The organism is Staphylococcus schleiferi, assembly GCF_025558325.1.
In the GTDB taxonomy this organism is placed as follows: domain Bacteria; phylum Bacillota; class Bacilli; order Staphylococcales; family Staphylococcaceae; genus Staphylococcus; species Staphylococcus schleiferi.
The window spans coordinates 2,216,449-2,232,989 of the sequence record NZ_CP094712.1; the positions used below are offsets into that span (position 1 = coordinate 2,216,449).

20 protein-coding genes are annotated in these 16,541 nt (G+C 34.6%); 7 read left to right on the forward strand and 13 right to left on the reverse strand.

What is annotated here, in order from left to right; genetic code table 11:
* Positions 1-57: 57 nt before the first annotated feature.
* From tagD to MUA40_RS10480, 3 genes are all read right to left on the reverse strand, one after another.
* The gene (gene tagD, locus MUA40_RS10470) at positions 58-456 is read right to left on the reverse strand and encodes a glycerol-3-phosphate cytidylyltransferase (protein WP_016424388.1); all 399 of its coding nucleotides are present in this window, start codon (positions 454-456) and stop codon (positions 58-60) included.
* A gap of 95 nt (positions 457-551) precedes the next feature.
* Positions 552-1,643, reverse strand: a complete 1,092-nt coding sequence (gene tarB, locus MUA40_RS10475; protein WP_016424387.1) for a teichoic acid glycerol-phosphate primase TarB — start codon at positions 1,641-1,643, stop codon at positions 552-554.
* Positions 1,644-1,722: 79 nt separating this feature from the next.
* Positions 1,723-2,526, reverse strand: coding sequence for an ABC transporter permease (locus tag MUA40_RS10480; RefSeq protein ID WP_016424386.1), 804 nt, complete (start codon positions 2,524-2,526; stop codon positions 1,723-1,725).
* Between the two features lie 279 nt (positions 2,527-2,805).
* Here MUA40_RS10480 and tagH point away from each other — a divergent pair, with 279 nt between their 5' ends.
* A complete protein-coding gene (gene tagH / locus MUA40_RS10485) occupies positions 2,806-3,600 on the forward strand; it encodes a teichoic acids export ABC transporter ATP-binding subunit TagH (protein ID WP_016424385.1) in 795 nt (264 codons plus the stop codon).
* A gap of 304 nt (positions 3,601-3,904) precedes the next feature.
* Here tagH and tarA read toward each other — a convergent pair whose 3' ends face one another.
* On the reverse strand, positions 3,905-4,672 hold the full coding sequence (gene tarA, locus MUA40_RS10490) for an N-acetylglucosaminyldiphosphoundecaprenol N-acetyl-beta-D-mannosaminyltransferase TarA (protein WP_051116762.1): 768 nt from the start codon (positions 4,670-4,672) through the stop codon (positions 3,905-3,907).
* A gap of 379 nt (positions 4,673-5,051) precedes the next feature.
* Here tarA and MUA40_RS10495 point away from each other — a divergent pair, with 379 nt between their 5' ends.
* Positions 5,052-5,804: a M50 family metallopeptidase gene (locus tag MUA40_RS10495; protein ID WP_016424383.1), complete on the forward strand. Its 753-nt coding sequence runs from the start codon at positions 5,052-5,054 to the stop codon at positions 5,802-5,804.
* Positions 5,805-6,038: 234 nt separating this feature from the next.
* Here MUA40_RS10495 and MUA40_RS10500 read toward each other — a convergent pair whose 3' ends face one another.
* Complete coding sequence (locus MUA40_RS10500; protein ID WP_016424382.1) at positions 6,039-6,689, reverse strand: metal-dependent transcriptional regulator; 651 nt, start codon at positions 6,687-6,689, stop codon at positions 6,039-6,041.
* A gap of 119 nt (positions 6,690-6,808) precedes the next feature.
* On the opposite strand from MUA40_RS10500, the gene MUA40_RS10505 reads away from it, so the two are divergent.
* The 3 genes from MUA40_RS10505 to mntC are packed head-to-tail and all read left to right on the forward strand — an operon-like array spanning position 6,809 to position 9,328.
* A complete protein-coding gene (locus tag MUA40_RS10505) occupies positions 6,809-7,588 on the forward strand; it encodes a metal ABC transporter ATP-binding protein (protein ID WP_016424381.1) in 780 nt (259 codons plus the stop codon).
* Positions 7,563-8,402: a metal ABC transporter permease gene (locus MUA40_RS10510; RefSeq protein WP_050331699.1), complete on the forward strand. Its 840-nt coding sequence runs from the start codon at positions 7,563-7,565 to the stop codon at positions 8,400-8,402. Before MUA40_RS10505 ends, MUA40_RS10510 begins: the two co-directional genes overlap by 26 nt.
* The gene (mntC, locus tag MUA40_RS10515; protein WP_016424379.1) at positions 8,399-9,328 is read left to right on the forward strand and encodes a manganese ABC transporter substrate-binding lipoprotein MntC; all 930 of its coding nucleotides are present in this window, start codon (positions 8,399-8,401) and stop codon (positions 9,326-9,328) included. Before MUA40_RS10510 ends, mntC begins: the two co-directional genes overlap by 4 nt.
* Positions 9,329-9,549: 221 nt before the next feature.
* Here mntC and MUA40_RS10520 read toward each other — a convergent pair whose 3' ends face one another.
* Genes MUA40_RS10520 through MUA40_RS10555 form a run of 8 tightly spaced genes read right to left on the reverse strand, consistent with a single transcriptional unit; the run spans position 9,550 to position 15,946 of the window.
* The gene (locus tag MUA40_RS10520; RefSeq protein ID WP_016424378.1) at positions 9,550-9,990 is read right to left on the reverse strand and encodes a Na+/H+ antiporter subunit G; all 441 of its coding nucleotides are present in this window, start codon (positions 9,988-9,990) and stop codon (positions 9,550-9,552) included.
* A complete protein-coding gene (locus MUA40_RS10525; RefSeq protein WP_016424377.1) occupies positions 9,974-10,267 on the reverse strand; it encodes a monovalent cation/H+ antiporter complex subunit F in 294 nt (97 codons plus the stop codon). The genes MUA40_RS10520 and MUA40_RS10525 overlap by 17 nt, the downstream gene beginning before the upstream one ends.
* The gene (locus MUA40_RS10530) at positions 10,264-10,746 is read right to left on the reverse strand and encodes a Na+/H+ antiporter subunit E (protein WP_262569554.1); all 483 of its coding nucleotides are present in this window, start codon (positions 10,744-10,746) and stop codon (positions 10,264-10,266) included. Before MUA40_RS10530 ends, MUA40_RS10525 begins: the two co-directional genes overlap by 4 nt.
* Complete coding sequence (locus tag MUA40_RS10535) at positions 10,747-12,246, reverse strand: Na+/H+ antiporter subunit D (protein WP_016424375.1); 1,500 nt, start codon at positions 12,244-12,246, stop codon at positions 10,747-10,749.
* Entirely contained in the window at positions 12,236-12,583 is a 348-nt protein-coding gene (gene mnhC2 / locus MUA40_RS10540; RefSeq protein ID WP_016424374.1) for a Na+/H+ antiporter Mnh2 subunit C, read from the reverse strand. The genes MUA40_RS10535 and mnhC2 overlap by 11 nt, the downstream gene beginning before the upstream one ends.
* Positions 12,580-13,005 carry a monovalent cation/H+ antiporter subunit B gene (locus MUA40_RS10545; RefSeq protein ID WP_016424373.1) on the reverse strand — a complete coding sequence of 142 codons (426 nt, stop codon included), beginning with the start codon at positions 13,003-13,005 and terminating at the stop codon, positions 12,580-12,582. Before MUA40_RS10545 ends, mnhC2 begins: the two co-directional genes overlap by 4 nt.
* The gene (locus tag MUA40_RS10550) at positions 12,992-15,373 is read right to left on the reverse strand and encodes a DUF4040 family protein (RefSeq protein WP_167732945.1); all 2,382 of its coding nucleotides are present in this window, start codon (positions 15,371-15,373) and stop codon (positions 12,992-12,994) included. The genes MUA40_RS10545 and MUA40_RS10550 overlap by 14 nt, the downstream gene beginning before the upstream one ends.
* Before the next feature lie 24 nt (positions 15,374-15,397).
* The gene (locus tag MUA40_RS10555) at positions 15,398-15,946 is read right to left on the reverse strand and encodes a tyrosine-type recombinase/integrase (RefSeq protein ID WP_016424371.1); all 549 of its coding nucleotides are present in this window, start codon (positions 15,944-15,946) and stop codon (positions 15,398-15,400) included.
* A gap of 143 nt (positions 15,947-16,089) precedes the next feature.
* Here MUA40_RS10555 and sroA point away from each other — a divergent pair, with 143 nt between their 5' ends.
* Complete coding sequence (gene sroA / locus MUA40_RS10560) at positions 16,090-16,293, forward strand: sigS mRNA-stabilizing protein SroA (RefSeq protein WP_016424370.1); 204 nt, start codon at positions 16,090-16,092, stop codon at positions 16,291-16,293.
* A 16-nt stretch (positions 16,294-16,309) separates the two neighbouring features.
* On the forward strand, positions 16,310-16,525 hold the full coding sequence (locus tag MUA40_RS10565; RefSeq protein WP_016424369.1) for a DUF2922 domain-containing protein: 216 nt from the start codon (positions 16,310-16,312) through the stop codon (positions 16,523-16,525).
* Positions 16,526-16,541: the final 16 nt, after the last annotated feature.

The following is a 16,541-nucleotide window of genomic DNA, read 5'->3' on the forward strand; positions in this document are numbered from 1 at the left end:
AAAAAGGCTTAGAAATTTTGGTAACTTCAAAATTTCTAAGCCTTTTTTAATTTACGACTATTTTGCATCTTTACCATACAACTCTTTCTTAATTTGAGTTGTAGAAATGCCTTCTGTACGTTTTAAATAAATCACTTCACATTTGTCTTTTAAGAAATCAAATTCGCCTTCCCAGTCATGACCCATTACGAAAGTATCAATTTCATACTTTTCTACGTCAGTTTCTTTTTGACCCCAATCATTTTCAGGAATCACAAGATCTACATAACGAATCGATTCTAACATCATTTTACGTTGTTCAAAATTGTAATATGACTTTTTATTTTTGATTCGATTGAATTCATCACTTGAGAGCGCAACAATTAAATAATCTCCCATTTCACGAGCACGTCGTAGTAATTCAATATGTCCATAGTGTAAAAGATCGTATGTTCCATATGTAATGACACGCTTCATCTTTACATCTCCTTAATAATCTATTAATATATTTACATTTTGTTAAAATTATAGCATAAACAATTCTTAATTCCTAAAATATATGAATATAGATTTTAAATCCTCACGAGTTTTTCTACATAATTAACCACCTGATTGAGACTCTCTCTCGTATTAAATTGGTGCCACTTTTCAAATAGTGGTTTTAAGTTTCCTTTTCTAATACGGGCATATAAGTCATGCTCATTATAAACTTTGTAATCTTGTGGAATGGCTTGATAATATTCATTGAGACCTCTGATCTCATCATATTCAGCCTCATCATAGACATAAAAGAGTGCAGGCGTATCAATAATACTCGCTTCTATCGCAAGTGAGCTATAATCTGTAATGATTAAATCTGCCATAACAATCAGATCAAGTGTGCATACTTTTGTGTTGTTCACTGCAGCAGGAACTGTAGGATGATACTTACTCAATAAAGTATATCCCGGTACAGTCGTTTCAAAAGTCACTTTATCGATAGTGCGATTATTTTGACCTTGCTCTCTATAGGTTGGTAAATAAACAGCAACTTTATTTTCGATTCCGAGCTCCTGCTTTAACTTTTGCTTGTGTGCTTCTATATCTAATTGTCGATATGTGGTCAAGCGCGGACTCCCAAACCCAATCAACTGCTCGTATTCCGCTTCAAAAGCTTTTTCAAAACAGTGTGACATTTGTTGGCCGCCTACGAGATATTTATCTGTTGCTTGATAGACAGCACGATACTGTTCGACTAATTTGTGATTGTTTAAATCTACTGAGCGATCTTCTAAACCAAACTTTTTAAGCGCACCTGCCGCATGCCAAGTTTGAATGACTGTCTGTCCACTCTTTTTATTTAATCCTGCCATTAATAAATAATACGTATCAATAAAGATAATCTTAGCGGTTGCTAGCGCTGACAACTGTTTCAAAATGGAAGAAAATTTAAGTGGGTGATAAGTAATATTTTGTCGATTCTCTAAAAAACTGAAATCCTTCTTTTTCGCAAAAACAGTAACGCGAAAACCATTTTCACTTAATTGATAGATAATGGGCAATTCATCTTCTTTAAAAGTCATTAAAAAAACAATATGGTTCGCATCCACACGTAAATGACTGTATAAACGACTTAAAAATTTAATAATATAAATATAAAACATTTTAATATAATATCGCATCATTGTTCTTCACCGCCTTAAAATGTTGTCGAATGAACAAAAAGCCCCCAACACAAACCACTGTATTGAAGGCGTGTTCTCATTACATAAAATCTGCAAAGTGATCTCTGTAGCGCATATGTAACATCGAACCAACGATAAATATTACAACTGTAACCAATACATTATATAGTGCAAGATGCCAATGCTCTATGAAATACCATTGATGATACAGTATCGCAGCACGGTAGCTCTCTGCTATAAAAAAGATTGGATTAAACTTCAAAATCTTTTCTGCTAATGACCCTATTGCAGGGTGCCATAATATAGGCGATGCATAGAAAAGGACCCTTAATAATGCTTGCATTGCCATTTGTGTATCTCTCACGAGCACACCTAACGTTGACGTTAATAGTGTTACAGATATCGTGAAGAAGTATGCAAACGGAATGTATAAAAATAACTGAATGATATAAATTGTTGGCATAATACCAGATAAAATACACAATATTATAATAGCGAATACAAGTGCCAAGTGACCATAAAGTTTACTTGTGACGATATAAGTTGGAATAATCGATAGTGGAAAGTTCATCTTCGCAACCTGACCGTATTTCATCGTAATCGATTTCGTGCCTTCTAAAATACCTTGGTTAATGAAGAACCACATACTAATACCGACTAATAGCCAATATATGAACGGTATCCCTTCTATTGGGTGGTTGCTACGAATCCCAAATCCAAAGACAAACCAATAAACCAAAATTTGTATTACCGGATTAATAATCTCCCAAGCTAATCCAAGATAATTATTATGATTTGAAATTTTAAGTTGGAATTGTGCTAACCGTTGAATAAGGTAGAAACTTTTTAAATGCTCCTTTAATACGATTCTAACTGAATTCATAATTTACCACGCTTTCACATATTGGATAATTCACTCAATACCAAAACAAGGTCGCTATAAAATGAATATATTGACCTAGAGTGTCTCATCACCTATTCTTTAATTGAAAATGTTCAACTATTTGAGTAAAATAGATACATTGTATCCCTAATACTTTACAATAGCTTCACAAATTTAACAACCACTTAGTAATATATTATAATCTATAGACAACGAATGATGAAAGCAAAAAACGAAATTCTCATAAATATTATCAATTAATGTAAGGAATGTTCTCAGATGAATCCAACTGTCAATATTAATCAAGTGACAAAAGAATATCGTATTTATCGTAACAATAAAGAGCGTATCAAAGATGCTTTATGGCCAAAGCATAAAAACAAAACATTTTATGCTTTAAAAGACATTTCGTTTCAGGCTTATGCTGGTGATGTAATCGGTCTCGTCGGTATTAATGGCTCAGGTAAATCAACACTCAGCAATATGATTGGTGGCTCGCTCACGCCGACTAATGGTCATATTGATAAAAAAGGTGATGTGAGTGTCATCGCGATTAACGCTGGCCTAAATGGTAATTTAACCGGCATGGAAAATATCGAATTTAAAATGCTATGCATGGGATTCGATAAACATCAAATTAAAGCATTAACACCTGAAATTGTAGAGTTTAGTGAACTTGGTGAGTTTATATACCAACCCGTGAAAAAATATTCAAGTGGGATGCGCTCAAAACTCGGCTTTTCAATCAGTGTAACAATTAACCCTGAAATACTCGTCATTGATGAAGCCCTTTCTGTAGGTGACCAAACGTTTACTCAAAAAAGCTTGAAAAAAATCTATGAATTTAAAGAAGCACAAAAAACGATTTTCTTTGTAAGTCATAACTTGCGCCAAGTGAAAGAATTTTGTACTAAAATTGCTTGGATTGAAGCAGGCCAACTTAAAGAATTTGGTTCAGTTGATGATGTACTTCCTCAGTATGAAGCTTTCCTTAAAGACTTTAAGAAAAAATCCATTGCTGATCAAAAAGCTTTTCGAAGCAGCTTAGATGAAAAACGTTTTGTTGTAAAATAAACGGATCATCAATCATGCAATTGCATATTTGCACAATACCCAAAAATGATACCTTTCATTCAATAAATCTTAGTGTTTCAATCAATTTTTTCAAACAAAGCGCGAGCAACTCCAGTCGTCCCTTTAAATACGACCTGAATCGCTCGCGTTTTTTATGATTGATATTATGTTTTTATTATGATGATAACGCTCTCCTTGCCGTGCTACAGCTCTGGTAGCTGATACATTTGATTTACCGTCGTATAACTTGCTTCATTTTTAAATAATTAAAGGTAGAGCGTCAATTCATCGCCCTACCTTTAAATTATTTTGATTGATCGAAATATTTCTGTTTATAAACCCCTACAACGAATTTAGGAATTCTCTGTAATCTACGGATACGTTTCATATCTGTCAAACAACGATACGCCCATTCTAAATTAAGTGCGCGCCACACATAAGGTGCTCTTTTAACCTCCCCACTAAAAACATCAATAGCACCACCAATCCCCATCATCAATGTATGATCAAAATGATGTCGGTTGTGCTGAATCCATTGTTCTTGCTTAGGATAACCCATGCCAACAAAAATGAAATCCGGATTAAACTGACGCACTTGCTCGATGACTTCTTGATCTGTAATGTCTATAAAACCATGGTGTGTTTGAATTTCAATATTTGGAAATTGTCGTTGGATACGTCTTGCCGCTTTTTCAACGACAGGTGATGTTGCACCAAGTAAAAACACTTTTTTATGTTCTAAATCAGCAATATTTAAACATGTTTCCATTACTTCGATACCAGGAACACGTTCTTGTAAAGGTTGGCCTAGAATACGCGCCGCTTTAACAATTCCTGTTCCATCAGGCACAATATAATCTGCCTGTTCAATCATTTTATGATATTTCGGGTTTTCTGAAGCGTAATGAACGATTTCTGGGTTTGCTGTCACGATGAATAAATTGTGTTTTGTCTCACTATGCATATATTTTAAAATATTTTGATGCATGTCTAATAAATTGACATTATCAAACATAACATTCATCACTTTGACTTGTGCATTTTTGTCTTTTAAACGATATGCTTCTTGCATTGTCGTGATATCAGGATGTGTAAAAGTTCCCTCACGCTCTCCACTAGGCATTACTTTTGCCATAGTTTCACCTTCATTCTCTCTATCATTTCAGTTTGTTTTTACTTTTAGTTTACAATATGTTTATGTTACTTTAACACATTTTACACCAAAATCAAGCTAAAAGAAATCTTTTCATGCTAAAGTATGAGGCTGTTTTTCTCCTATTTTAAAAAGAGCGCAACGTCCTCATTTCATCGTCTATTGAAAATGAATATTTACCCTCAATTGAATAGGTGTCTTCGTATAGTTATACTTTCAACTTTAAGACTTTAGTCCATAGTCCCTTTTTCGTTCAACCGTTATAATCATTATATTGGCTCTGAAAGGATGGACATATATGCACGGATATTCTTGGTTGACTTCGCCGATTCCAATTTCAGGTGTATTACTTTGCACCCTAACTGCAATTTACTTAATCAGTCGCTATTATCATCATCGCCCTTTATTTTCTATACTAGATATTGCAATGAATTATATTCCTGTCTTGACTCATGAATGGGGACATATCTTATTTAATAAATTATCTGGTGGTCGCGTGATAGATTTTGTAGTTGTCGCAACTAGACGTGAACGTAATGCGACAGGGCAACAAGGATACGCTGTCACACAAAGTCGCCATCGAACAGGACAAATCTTTACAACGCTAGGTGGATATTTAACACCTCCGATGATGTTATGTTTAGGTCTTTATCTTCAAAGTAAAGGCCAGGGCGCGTTATTATTGATGCTATACATTTTAATTTTTATTTATTTCACATGGAAGACCTCTAGAAAATTAGTTCCGATTTTGATTATCTTATTCTTAACACTTATCGGTTATTTTGGGATTCAATCTGAAAACTTAACAAATTATTCCTTCATATATATGTTCGTTTATCATTTTATTTTAGGAACTTTATTAGGAGAAGTCATATTATCAACGATAACGATTTTGCAACTCACATTTTCACGTTCACAAACCCAGTGGGATGGAACCGCACTAAAAGCGTTGACGCACCTTCCGACATTTTTATTTTCAATGTTTTGGATTGCAGTCAATCTCCTAACACTTTATTACACATGGACATATAGCTTTCATATCTTTTCATAGCTAAGCATGCATGATAAAGGGTTTTGGACATAGTTTTTTGATAATCATGACTCCATAAACGCGTTTGCTTAGGGGCTGAAGTTTCAACTCAATTTAGCTTAATTGAATGCGAAGTTTTATCATAAAAAGAAGCGCTGAGACGATTTTCTATTAAAATCATCTCAGCGCTATTTATTTTGGGGTTGATGTCCCAGCCTCTTGTTACGTTATATTAAAATGATGACTCGCTTATTTTTATTGTACTTTTTCAACGAAGATTACATCTGCGTTATGATAGCTTAATGTAACTTTTTCGTCTTTATTTTGCAATTCTAATAATTGATTGATTTCATCTTTTTCTACTATTGTAACGGTATCACCGATTGATAAAGCTTTGCTCGATAAGAATACAAGTAACTCCGATCGGTCACGGACACGTCGAATCGTCACTGTATCCCCTGCATAAAACTGCAATAACGGGGTTTTATAAATTTCTTCATATTGATTGTTTCGTGGAATCACACCACCGTGCGGACATGTTTCCGGATAATTCAACAGCTCGTCCAAACGTTCCACAAATAGTTCAGATACACGGTGCTCGAGCACCTCTGCTTCACTATGAACTTCTTCCCACGTATAATTTAAAATCTTTATTAAAAATAATTCTATTAAACGATGTCGCTTAATTACATCTAATGTATAAGTCAGTCCTAGTTCTGATAACTTTACGCCTTTATAAGGCTTCGTTATGACATAGCCTTCTTTTTCCAAGCGTCCTACCATTTCGCTCACAGATGGAGGTTTAATATTCAAAAATCCTGATAACGTTTTATTTGACACATAACTATGAACGCCATCATGACTTAAAATTGCTTTAAGATAGTCTTCTTTTTCCTCAGTTAACATATGCTCACCTCTTTCACATATACAATTTATTGTATCACGAATTCTATTGATATTGACAATTTTCTATTTATAATATACTTTATTAGGGTAACCTAAAACACAAGAAAGGTGGTGTTAATATGTTATCCATAAAAAACCTAAACCTATTTTTAGGTCAAAAACATGTTTTGAAAAACATCACATTAGATTTACCATTGAATGGTGAAATGATTGGAATTATGGGCCCCAATGGGAGTGGTAAGTCCTCTTTAATCAAATCTATTATTGGCGAATTACCTGCTGAAGGCACGATTTTACTTAACCAAAAACCGACACAACAACATTTAACAGATATTACATATATACCACAAAAATCTGTACTTGATCTTGACTTCCCAATCAATGTACAGGATTTAGTTTTATCTGGCTGCTATCAAGAAATCGGATGGTTTAAACGTGTACCAAAATCCATTCGCGATAAAAGAGACGCGTTATTAAAAGAGTTAGAACTTTTTGATTTACGCAAACGACAATTGCATGCGCTTAGTGGCGGACAACTCCAGCGTGTGTTCATCGCTCGCGCCCTCATGTCAGATAGCGTGGTTTATTTGCTTGATGAGCCATTTGTAGGTATCGACTTCAAAAGTGAACACATCATTTACAACAAACTTAAAGCATTAAAACAGCAAGGTAAACTCATTTTAATTGTACATCATGACCTCACAACAGCTTCTGAATATTTTGATCGTATTTTACTCTTAAACCAATCTGTCGCATTTTTAGGCGCAAGTTCCGAAGCCTTAAAAACAGAAAACATAGAATCTGTCTTTTTAAGTCGACACCATTCAACAAAATTACAAGACCAAAATCCCCATGGAAAGGAGTCATCACAAGATGTCATTCATTCAACATCTCTTTGAATATCAATTTTTGTCACGGGCTATGATTACAGCCATCTTAGTCGGCATTGTATGTGGCGTTGTCGGATGTTTGATTGTTCTTAGAGGGCTTTCACTTATGGGGGACGCAATGAGTCATGCCGTCTTACCTGGTGTTGCTTTATCATTTCTTTTCAATATTCCTATGTTTATCGGCGCACTTATTACAGGTATGCTCAGTAGTACAATTATTGGTTATATTTCGGACAAATCAAAAACTAAAAAGGATGCAGCAATCGGTATTACATTTACCGCCTTTCTCGCTTTAGGTATTATTTTAATCAGCTTAATTCATTCAGCAACAGACTTATATCACATTCTTTTTGGTAATATCTTAGCCATTACTCAGTCCGCATTTTATACTGCATTGGTTGTTAGTATCATTGTATTGAGTTTGATTATCATTCTTTTTCGACCTTTAAAAATGTCTACATTTGATCCTGTGTTCAGTCGAATGAGTGGGCTCAATACTACATTTATGCATTATTTTGTTATGTTACTTTTAGCACTCGTTATCGTGGCAAGTGTTCAAACTGTAGGTGTCATCCTTGTTGTTGCCCTACTCATTACACCTGCTTCAACAGCTTATCTCATAACAAAAAGATTATCTACAATGATGCTCGTTTCTAGTTTGTTTAGCGTTATCAGCTCTACAATAGGCATCTATGTTAGCTTTATATTGAATTTACCAAGTGGTGCGGTTATCGTCCTCATCGCTGCAATATTGTATGCACTTGTTTTTGCACTGACTAAATTTAACAACATCTCACATAAAGGAGCGTATCAAAAATCATGAGTAAACGAATTCTTACACTTTTATCGATTTTATCGATTGTTTTTCTTTTAACAGCATGTAACTCTTCTGATCAAGGACATAAAGATCATAAACTTAAGATTGTAACAACAAACTCAATCTTATATGATATGGCAAAAAATATTACAGGCGATGAAGCAGAAATTCATAGCATCGTTCCTGTCGGTCAAGACCCTCATGAATATGAAATTAAGCCTAAAGACGTTAAAGCATTAACTGACGCCGATATTATTATTTATAATGGGTTCAACTTAGAAAGTGGGAATGGTTGGTTTGAAAAAGCATTAAAACAAGCTAACAAATCATTAGACGATTCTTCAGTTATTCAAGCTTCTAAACATGTTGATCCTATCTACTTGAAAAAAGGTGAAAAATCAGAACACAACATTGATCCTCACGCATGGTTAAGTTTAGATAATGGGATCCAATACGTTAAAAACATCAAAGATGCATTAGAAAAAGCAGATTCATCACATAAATCTACTTTTGAAAAAAATGGTAAATCTTACTTAGACAAATTAGAAAAACTAAACAATAAAAGTAAAGACGAATTTAGTGATATTCCAAAAGAAAAACGTGTCATGATTACAAGTGAAGGTGCATTCAAATACTTCGCAAAACAATATGATGTAACACCAGGTTATATTTGGGAAATCAACACTGAAAACCAAGGTACACCAGAACAAATGAAACAAGCGATTGACTTCGTTAAACAAAATCACATCAAAAACCTTCTTCTTGAAACAAGTGTAAGTGATAAGAGCATGAAGAGCTTAGGAGAAGAAACAGGTGCGAAAATTTACGGCACAGTTTACACAGACTCTATTGGTAAAAAAGGTAGTAACGGAGATTCATACTACAAAATGATGAAATCTAACATCGAAACAATTCATAAAAGCATGAAATAACAACCCCATTGATACATCAATAGAAATATGCATCATATAAAAAAGCGTGACCAATTCATCACCATTGGTTCACGCTTTTTTATTATTTTAAATAATGAAGTTCGCTTGATAAACTTCTCAAAATCCTAAAAATCGTATTAATAACTAAGTTAGCTAAAGGAACTATTAAAAACTTATTTAGAAATTATAAAAATGATATGATTCAATATCAATTTTCAAAATTAGTCTTTATCTAAGCGAGAGTATATTCTTTTGCGTCGTTTCGCTCTTTTTTCTATTCGAATTCGACGCTTCGTCTCCTCATCTACATCTTCTTTATTCAGATCTGTATTTTCATGATTTTCATGTTTTTGATACATATAAGCACCTGTTCGATAAGCGGCACGCGAGATTAAATGACCGCCAACGGGTGAAGTAATATTAATAAAGACCAATGCTAAAATCGTACGAACACTGACATAACCTTGCGCAAAGATAAAATAAATAAATACACCCACCAGTGTCAATAAAACTGCTGCCGTCGAAGCTTTTGTGGCTGCATGAATTCGTAAAAAGACGTCTTTAAAGCGAACTAAACCAATTGCACTTATAAGCGCAATAATACTTCCTGCAAATACAAGGAGAGCTGCTAACAATTGGATGATTTCATTTGTCATCGCCATGAAATACATTCCCCCCTTCAATAAAGCGAGAAATCGTAACAGAACTTAAAAAAGAAATAATAGCGATCAACAGTACAGAATCTAAAAATGAAAATGTTTCGAATAAAAGACTCAGAACCCCTACTGTTGACATTAAAATTGCACTCATTGCGTCAAATGCGACGACACGGTCTGCTGTTGTAGGTCCTTCAATCAAACGAAACAATACGACAACTAATGACACAGCAAAGATAACTAATGCACTCGACAAGAAGAATTGCGTTAATTCAGTTATCATTTCGTCACCTCCACAATGAGTTCTTCGTATTTTTTAATACTTTTCAATAAATTTTTCTTTTCTTTTTCAGTCGTATCAATAGCGTGAATTAAAAAGATGTTAGGTTCACGATTCACACGAATAACAGTCGATCCCGGCGTAATAATCACTAAAATTGTTAAAAACGTAATTTCCCAATCTGTATCGAGCTGCGTCTCATAAGTTACTAAACCAGGATCCATTTTATTCGCTTTAAATAATACATAATTGATTATGGAGAATGTTGCAGTCAATAGTTGATAGAGATACGTGAATAAAAATTTAATCGACACCCAAATCTTTTTAGGATAGAATTCTTGATTAAAAAATTTATGAAGTAAATAAATAATGACAATACCTATTAAATAACCAATCACAAATGTTGGAAAACTAAAAGCATCTTCATCTTGGAACAGCACCCATAGGATGGCTATCATCATATTCAATGCAATTTGTCTCATTTAACTGCCACCTCGCAATCCAGGATTAACCATTTTTTCATATTTTTGGATATTCATGGATAAATCCGTTGCTTGTGCTGTAACTTGGTATATCACCGGTGCGCAAAGACCTATCGCTAATGTGAGTGCAGTCATAAATAAAACGATAGACTTTCTATTTGACTTGATAGGCTTAAATTGAATTTCTGCACCTTTATTACGATTTCCTGCATACATATAAAAGAAGACTCGGAATAAACTATACATCCCTATCAAACTTGTGATAATCATCAACGCTAAGCCGACATAATGTTGATGTTCAACTGCACCGATAAAAATAAGTAATTTCCCAGGAAATCCACTGAATGGTGGCACTCCTCCAATAGCTAATGTCACAATAATAAAAGCCACGCCTAGCCATGGCTCTTTTTTGGCTAATCCTGTTAAGTAACGATATTGGCGGTAACCCGTTGTGTAAACCATAATACCTATAATGAAAAACAGTAACGCTTTTACAACGATATCGTTTACTAAGTAAAAAATTGCGCCATTAATTCCATTAAATGTATGCGTACCTAAACCAAAAATGATATATCCGATAGATAATACAACTTGGTAAGCGGCAATCTTTTTAATATCTCGATACGCAATCGTCCCAATGGCTCCAATTATCATTGTGAGACCTGCCATAACAATTAATAGTGGTTCGACAATTTCACCACTTTTATTGAAAATTAACGTAAAGAACCGAATCAAAGCATATGCGCCAACTTTTGTCATTAACGATGCAAATAGGGCTGCAAGTTCTGTATTGAGCACGGCATATGCCTTTGGAAGCCACATAAATAAAACAAGGGCTGCTTTTGATCCGAAAGCGACAATAAATGACATCGCCACTAAGTGAATTGCCGTTGGATCATCCATTTCATGAATTCTTATCGCGATATGCGTGTAATTTAAGGTACCGATTTGACGATATAAAAGGCCAATCCCTATCAGGAAAAACCATGAACCTATTACATTGAGAACGACATATATAATACTCGCACGCAATTGCTCTACAGATTGTCCTAATGTCACTAACACGAATGAAGCAAGAAGCATGATTTCGAACATGACATATAAGTTAAACAAATCCGAAGTCAGAAAGGAGCCCACGACACCGGTTGTTAAAAATAAGACGAAAGATAATAAATAATATCGACTTGCACGCTTTTCACCGCGTCCAAAACCAAAAGCGACAATCATAAACACGACTAAAAATGTTGTCGTAACGAGTATTAAACTCAATGCATCGCCGACATATTGAATACCAAACGGTGCTTCCCAATTACCGAAATTCAAAACAATCGGCTTATGATTGTACACGTCAATTAACATCACGAGTGAGACGATAAATGATATCAATAGCACAAAAAGGGCAATAAAGCGTGATAATCGCACTTGCTTGTTCAAAATGACTAAAAGAAGTGCCCCCAGAAGTGGTAAGAGTATGGGTACGGCTAAAATATTATCGTTCATCCTCTTCACCTCCTGTTAATACATCGATTTCATCTTCTTTAGTCACTTTAAAAGTACGGTAAACTAAGACAAGCAAAAATGCAGTAATTGCAAATCCAATTACAATCGCAGTTAAAACAATCGCTTGTAATAATGGATCAACAAAGTTTTGATGACCACTCACAATCAATGGCTCAGTTTTTTGTGCGGTATATTCACCCATACTCATAATAATAAGGTTGCCTGCATGCGTGTAAATCGCGATGCCAATAACGATACGAATTAAATTTTTAGATAGCACCATATAGGTAGCAATAAAGACTAAAAATCCAATTACAATCAATAAAATAATATTCATGATCTCCCTCCACTCAGGGAAAGTATTGTCGTTACGACCACACCGACAACAACTAGGGCGATTCCCGCTTCAAATAATGTAACGGACGATAAATGTACTTCACCAAAATAAGGGAAAATCACATGCCAATCCTCTTGATAAAGGATGTTCTTACCAAAAAACACGGGCACAGTTGCAGTTGCGAGTGACAAAAGCGCACCAATAATCATGAGCTTTCTAAAATCAATAGGTAAAGCTTCCAATACCTTTTTCACATCAAATGCTAAAAACATTAAGATAAATGCTGAACTTAACACTAGGCCGGCAATAAATCCGCCTCCAGGATTATTATGTCCTGCAAAGAAGAGATAAAAGCCAAATGTTAAGATGATAAATACAACCACTCTTGTTACGGTTTTGAGTACTAAATCATTCTCTTTCATCTTGACCTCTCCGATCTTTATAGTTAAGTAATGTATAAATACCGAGTCCTGCAATAATTAAAACTAAACCTTCTGCCAGTGTATCTAATGCTCTGAAATCACCTAAAATGGCATTAACGATATTTTTACCGCCTGATTTTTCATAAGCATCATGATAAAAAACAGAAATTGTTTCTATTGCGCTCGCTTGTTGGATAATAAAAACAATACCGATTACTGTAATTGCAGTAAGTAAAGAAACTAAGATTTTAACGGTTTCTTTTTTCATATTGAACTTACCACGTGGAATATTCGGTAATCTTGAAAAACTTACGATAAATAAAACTGTCGTAATCGTTTCAGTAACGAGTTGTGTTAACGCTAAGTCAGGTGCACGCATTAAAATAAAGAATAATGCCACAACGTAACCAATGCCGCCTGTAAGAATAACCATCGTTAAACGTTGTCTAATAAATATGAGCGCAAATCCAATGAGAACTACCGTTACTAAAAGAAGTATATGAAAGATATGGTACTCAGTGACTTCGATACGTGAAAGTTCTGGGACGCCCGTACGGATCAAACCGTAGAGATGAATTACAAAATAAATAATCAACGTAATAATAATGTAAGAATTCAAACGATTATTCATCAAACTACGCAGTCCATATCCACAATAAAATTCCATTGAGCGGTATGAATCATTGCACATACGTGATACTGACATTTGATTTTCTTTTAAAGACAGATAGCGTCGTAAATCTACGAATGATACTACAATAAGCCCCACAACGATAATCGTTAAACTCATAAGTAAAGGTATATTAAACCCATGCCATGCTGATAAATGTGGAACTGCAGATGCAAAAGCGGTTGAACGAACTGAACTTAAAAATGCGGGTTGAATAAGATAAGTCCCTACCCACTGTGGAACAATAAATACAATCGGTAATAAAAACGCCATTATCATCGCGGGTGTAATGAACAAACGAGGTTCATGTATCGCTTTTTTCAACTGAAATGAGCCAAAAAATGTCGTCTTTATCATATTGATTGAATAAATAAAGGTAAAGATACTAGCAACAAAACCTACAAGTGCAATTGCAATCATCATCGGTTGATTGAAAGCAGACAGATGATTGGATCGAATTAACCCTTCAAAAAACATTTCTTTACTAATAAAGCCGTTTAATAACGGGACACCTGCCATAGAAAGTGCAGCCATTGACATGACAACCATGGTAATTGGCAGGTAACGTTTTAAACCACCTAATTGTCGGATATCACGTGTACCTGTTTCATGGTCGATTAAACCTACGCCCATAAATAATGTCCCTTTAAATAATGCATGATTGAAAAGATGAAAAAGCGCTGCGCATAATAAGTAAGTATAGATTTCAATCATCCCACTCTGCGTCGCTTTAGCAATACCGCCGCCTAATCCAACCATCGTCATGATCATACCTAATTGACTAATTGTTGAATAAGCGAGTATCCCTTTTAAGTCAAATTGTCTAATCGCGGTAAACGAACCGTATATCATAGTGATAAGCCCAATAGCCGTCACAATATAAGTATAAGTATCACTCAAACCTAAAATGGGTGTAAATCTTAAAAGTAAAAATATACCTGCTTTTACCATTGTCGCTGAATGTAGATAGGCACTTACGGGTGTAGGCGCAGCCATCGCCTTTGGTAACCAGAAATGAAAAGGCCACTGTGCTGATTTAGTAAAAGCACCGAGTAACAATAACAATACAATGGGGATAAACAAAGGATGCTGTGCAATCGTATGTCTTTGATGTATTAATTCACTAATTGAAAACGTTCCTGCCACGTAATATAACATTACGAAAGCGACTAGCATGGCTAAGCCACCTAAAACTGTAATCATAAACGAAGTAATTGCACCGTTTTGACTCTCACTTTTATCGTACCAATAACTAATCAGTAGGAACGATGACACACTTGTTAACTCCCAAAAAACGTATAACAAGATCGTGTTATCAGAAAGTACAATTCCTAACATACTAAACATAAATAAAACTAAATATGTGAAAAATCGGGGTAAATGATCATGTTCATAGGATAAGTATTGTGTTGCATAAAAGAATACAGCGACACCAATAACGGAAATAAGTAAGGCAAAAAACATACTCAATCCATCCAAGCGGAGTACGAGGTTAATATCTAAAGCAGGTAACCACTGAATCTTTTCAATGATTAGTTGATTGTTTAATACCTTAGGGATGTTTATTAAAAAGATTATTGATGCAACAAGGGGAGCAAGTAATGCAACAAAACCAGGTAATTGTTTTGTATTCCACTTCATCATTATGACAAGTATGACCATTATTGCTATTAAAAATAAAAGCAATCCACTTAACATCTTCACGCCTCCCTTTCTCTATTTTTATAAATTTAAAGCGATGGTCGTGTTAATTTCCTTTTTAGAAATACCTATAAACTTCATTGTTTCATAAGCCGTTTGATGACCAAGATATTTTTGAATGATTGAAACTGAAATTCCAGATTTATATGCGTGATAAGCAAAAGTTTTTCTAAGTGTTGTTAAACCAATATGCTCAATTCCTAATTGGTGTGCCGCATTATTAACAATACGATAAGCTTGCTGTCGACTAAGCCCTTTATTTGTACGTTTCGATCGAAACAATAAGTCATCACCAGAGATTGCTTCTGCCTGAATGTATTGTTCTAACTCTCTATGTAATTGTTCAGGAATAACAACACGTATATTTGAGTCCGTTTCATACCAACGTGTCATACTGACGCCTTTATCAGAAAGAAATTGAGACACTTTGAAATTAAGCAACTCTGTTAACTTAATTCCAGTATGAATAGCAAATTTAAAAAATAAATAATCACGCATTGAATGTGCCTTTAAAAATTCATACATTCGATGAATATCTTGTTTGTCACGGATAGGATCTACACAGTTCACGCTATTCCACCTCTCATAATGTTTCTTATTTCATGATAAACTATATTTAAGTAACATGAAAGAATTTTCATAAATTTTTTTATTTTTAAGGTGCGCTTTTTCTCTTTCCCTTTCGATATATAGAGTGAAAGGAGGTCAGAAAAATGAACATCCATCAAATCACACTTATTCTGACGCAAACATCAATAACACCGGAGGGTAAAACAACTAAAAATTCAAGACGTTTTACACAACTTAAGCCAACTGCAACCCGAGAAGAACTTAAAGCCTTTAGCAATGCCATTCAAGCACTGACTGGCGAACAATATGACACTATCGAAGTTTTAACATCTGAATACATTCAATAAAAAGGAGCATACAAAAATGAATACAAAAACTTTAGAAATTACTTTTTCCGACGCATCACAAAAGAATATTAAACTCTCTCTTCCAAAATTAGACACTTCTATCACAAAAGAACTCGTAGAAACACAAGCAAATAAGATTGTGCAATTGAACATACTCGATAGTAAAGGGGGCGACATTCAAAAAGCAGTAGGTGCACAACTGATTGATAAGTCCGTTACAGTCCTTTTCTAATAAAAAGACCATGCGC

Coding starts and splice junctions, on each gene's coding strand:
- tagD (WP_016424388.1), bottom strand. CDS start 456: ATGAAGCGTGTCATTACATATGGAACATACGATCTTTTACACTATGGA.
- tarB (WP_016424387.1), bottom strand. CDS start 1,643: ATGATGCGATATTATATTAAAATGTTTTATATTTATATTATTAAATTT.
- MUA40_RS10480 (WP_016424386.1), bottom strand. CDS start 2,526: ATGAATTCAGTTAGAATCGTATTAAAGGAGCATTTAAAAAGTTTCTAC.
- tagH (WP_016424385.1), top strand. CDS start 2,806: ATGAATCCAACTGTCAATATTAATCAAGTGACAAAAGAATATCGTATT.
- tarA (WP_051116762.1), bottom strand. CDS start 4,672: ATGCAAGAAGCATATCGTTTAAAAGACAAAAATGCACAAGTCAAAGTG.
- MUA40_RS10495 (WP_016424383.1), top strand. CDS start 5,052: ATGCACGGATATTCTTGGTTGACTTCGCCGATTCCAATTTCAGGTGTA.
- MUA40_RS10500 (WP_016424382.1), bottom strand. CDS start 6,689: ATGTTAACTGAGGAAAAAGAAGACTATCTTAAAGCAATTTTAAGTCAT.
- MUA40_RS10505 (WP_016424381.1), top strand. CDS start 6,809: ATGTTATCCATAAAAAACCTAAACCTATTTTTAGGTCAAAAACATGTT.
- MUA40_RS10510 (WP_050331699.1), top strand. CDS start 7,563: ATGTCATTCATTCAACATCTCTTTGAATATCAATTTTTGTCACGGGCT.
- mntC (WP_016424379.1), top strand. CDS start 8,399: ATGAGTAAACGAATTCTTACACTTTTATCGATTTTATCGATTGTTTTT.
- MUA40_RS10520 (WP_016424378.1), bottom strand. CDS start 9,990: ATGGCGATGACAAATGAAATCATCCAATTGTTAGCAGCTCTCCTTGTA.
- MUA40_RS10525 (WP_016424377.1), bottom strand. CDS start 10,267: ATGATAACTGAATTAACGCAATTCTTCTTGTCGAGTGCATTAGTTATC.
- MUA40_RS10530 (WP_262569554.1), bottom strand. CDS start 10,746: ATGAGACAAATTGCATTGAATATGATGATAGCCATCCTATGGGTGCTG.
- MUA40_RS10535 (WP_016424375.1), bottom strand. CDS start 12,246: ATGAACGATAATATTTTAGCCGTACCCATACTCTTACCACTTCTGGGG.
- mnhC2 (WP_016424374.1), bottom strand. CDS start 12,583: ATGAATATTATTTTATTGATTGTAATTGGATTTTTAGTCTTTATTGCT.
- MUA40_RS10545 (WP_016424373.1), bottom strand. CDS start 13,005: ATGAAAGAGAATGATTTAGTACTCAAAACCGTAACAAGAGTGGTTGTA.
- MUA40_RS10550 (WP_167732945.1), bottom strand. CDS start 15,373: ATGTTAAGTGGATTGCTTTTATTTTTAATAGCAATAATGGTCATACTT.
- sroA (WP_016424370.1), top strand. CDS start 16,090: ATGAACATCCATCAAATCACACTTATTCTGACGCAAACATCAATAACA.
- MUA40_RS10565 (WP_016424369.1), top strand. CDS start 16,310: ATGAATACAAAAACTTTAGAAATTACTTTTTCCGACGCATCACAAAAG.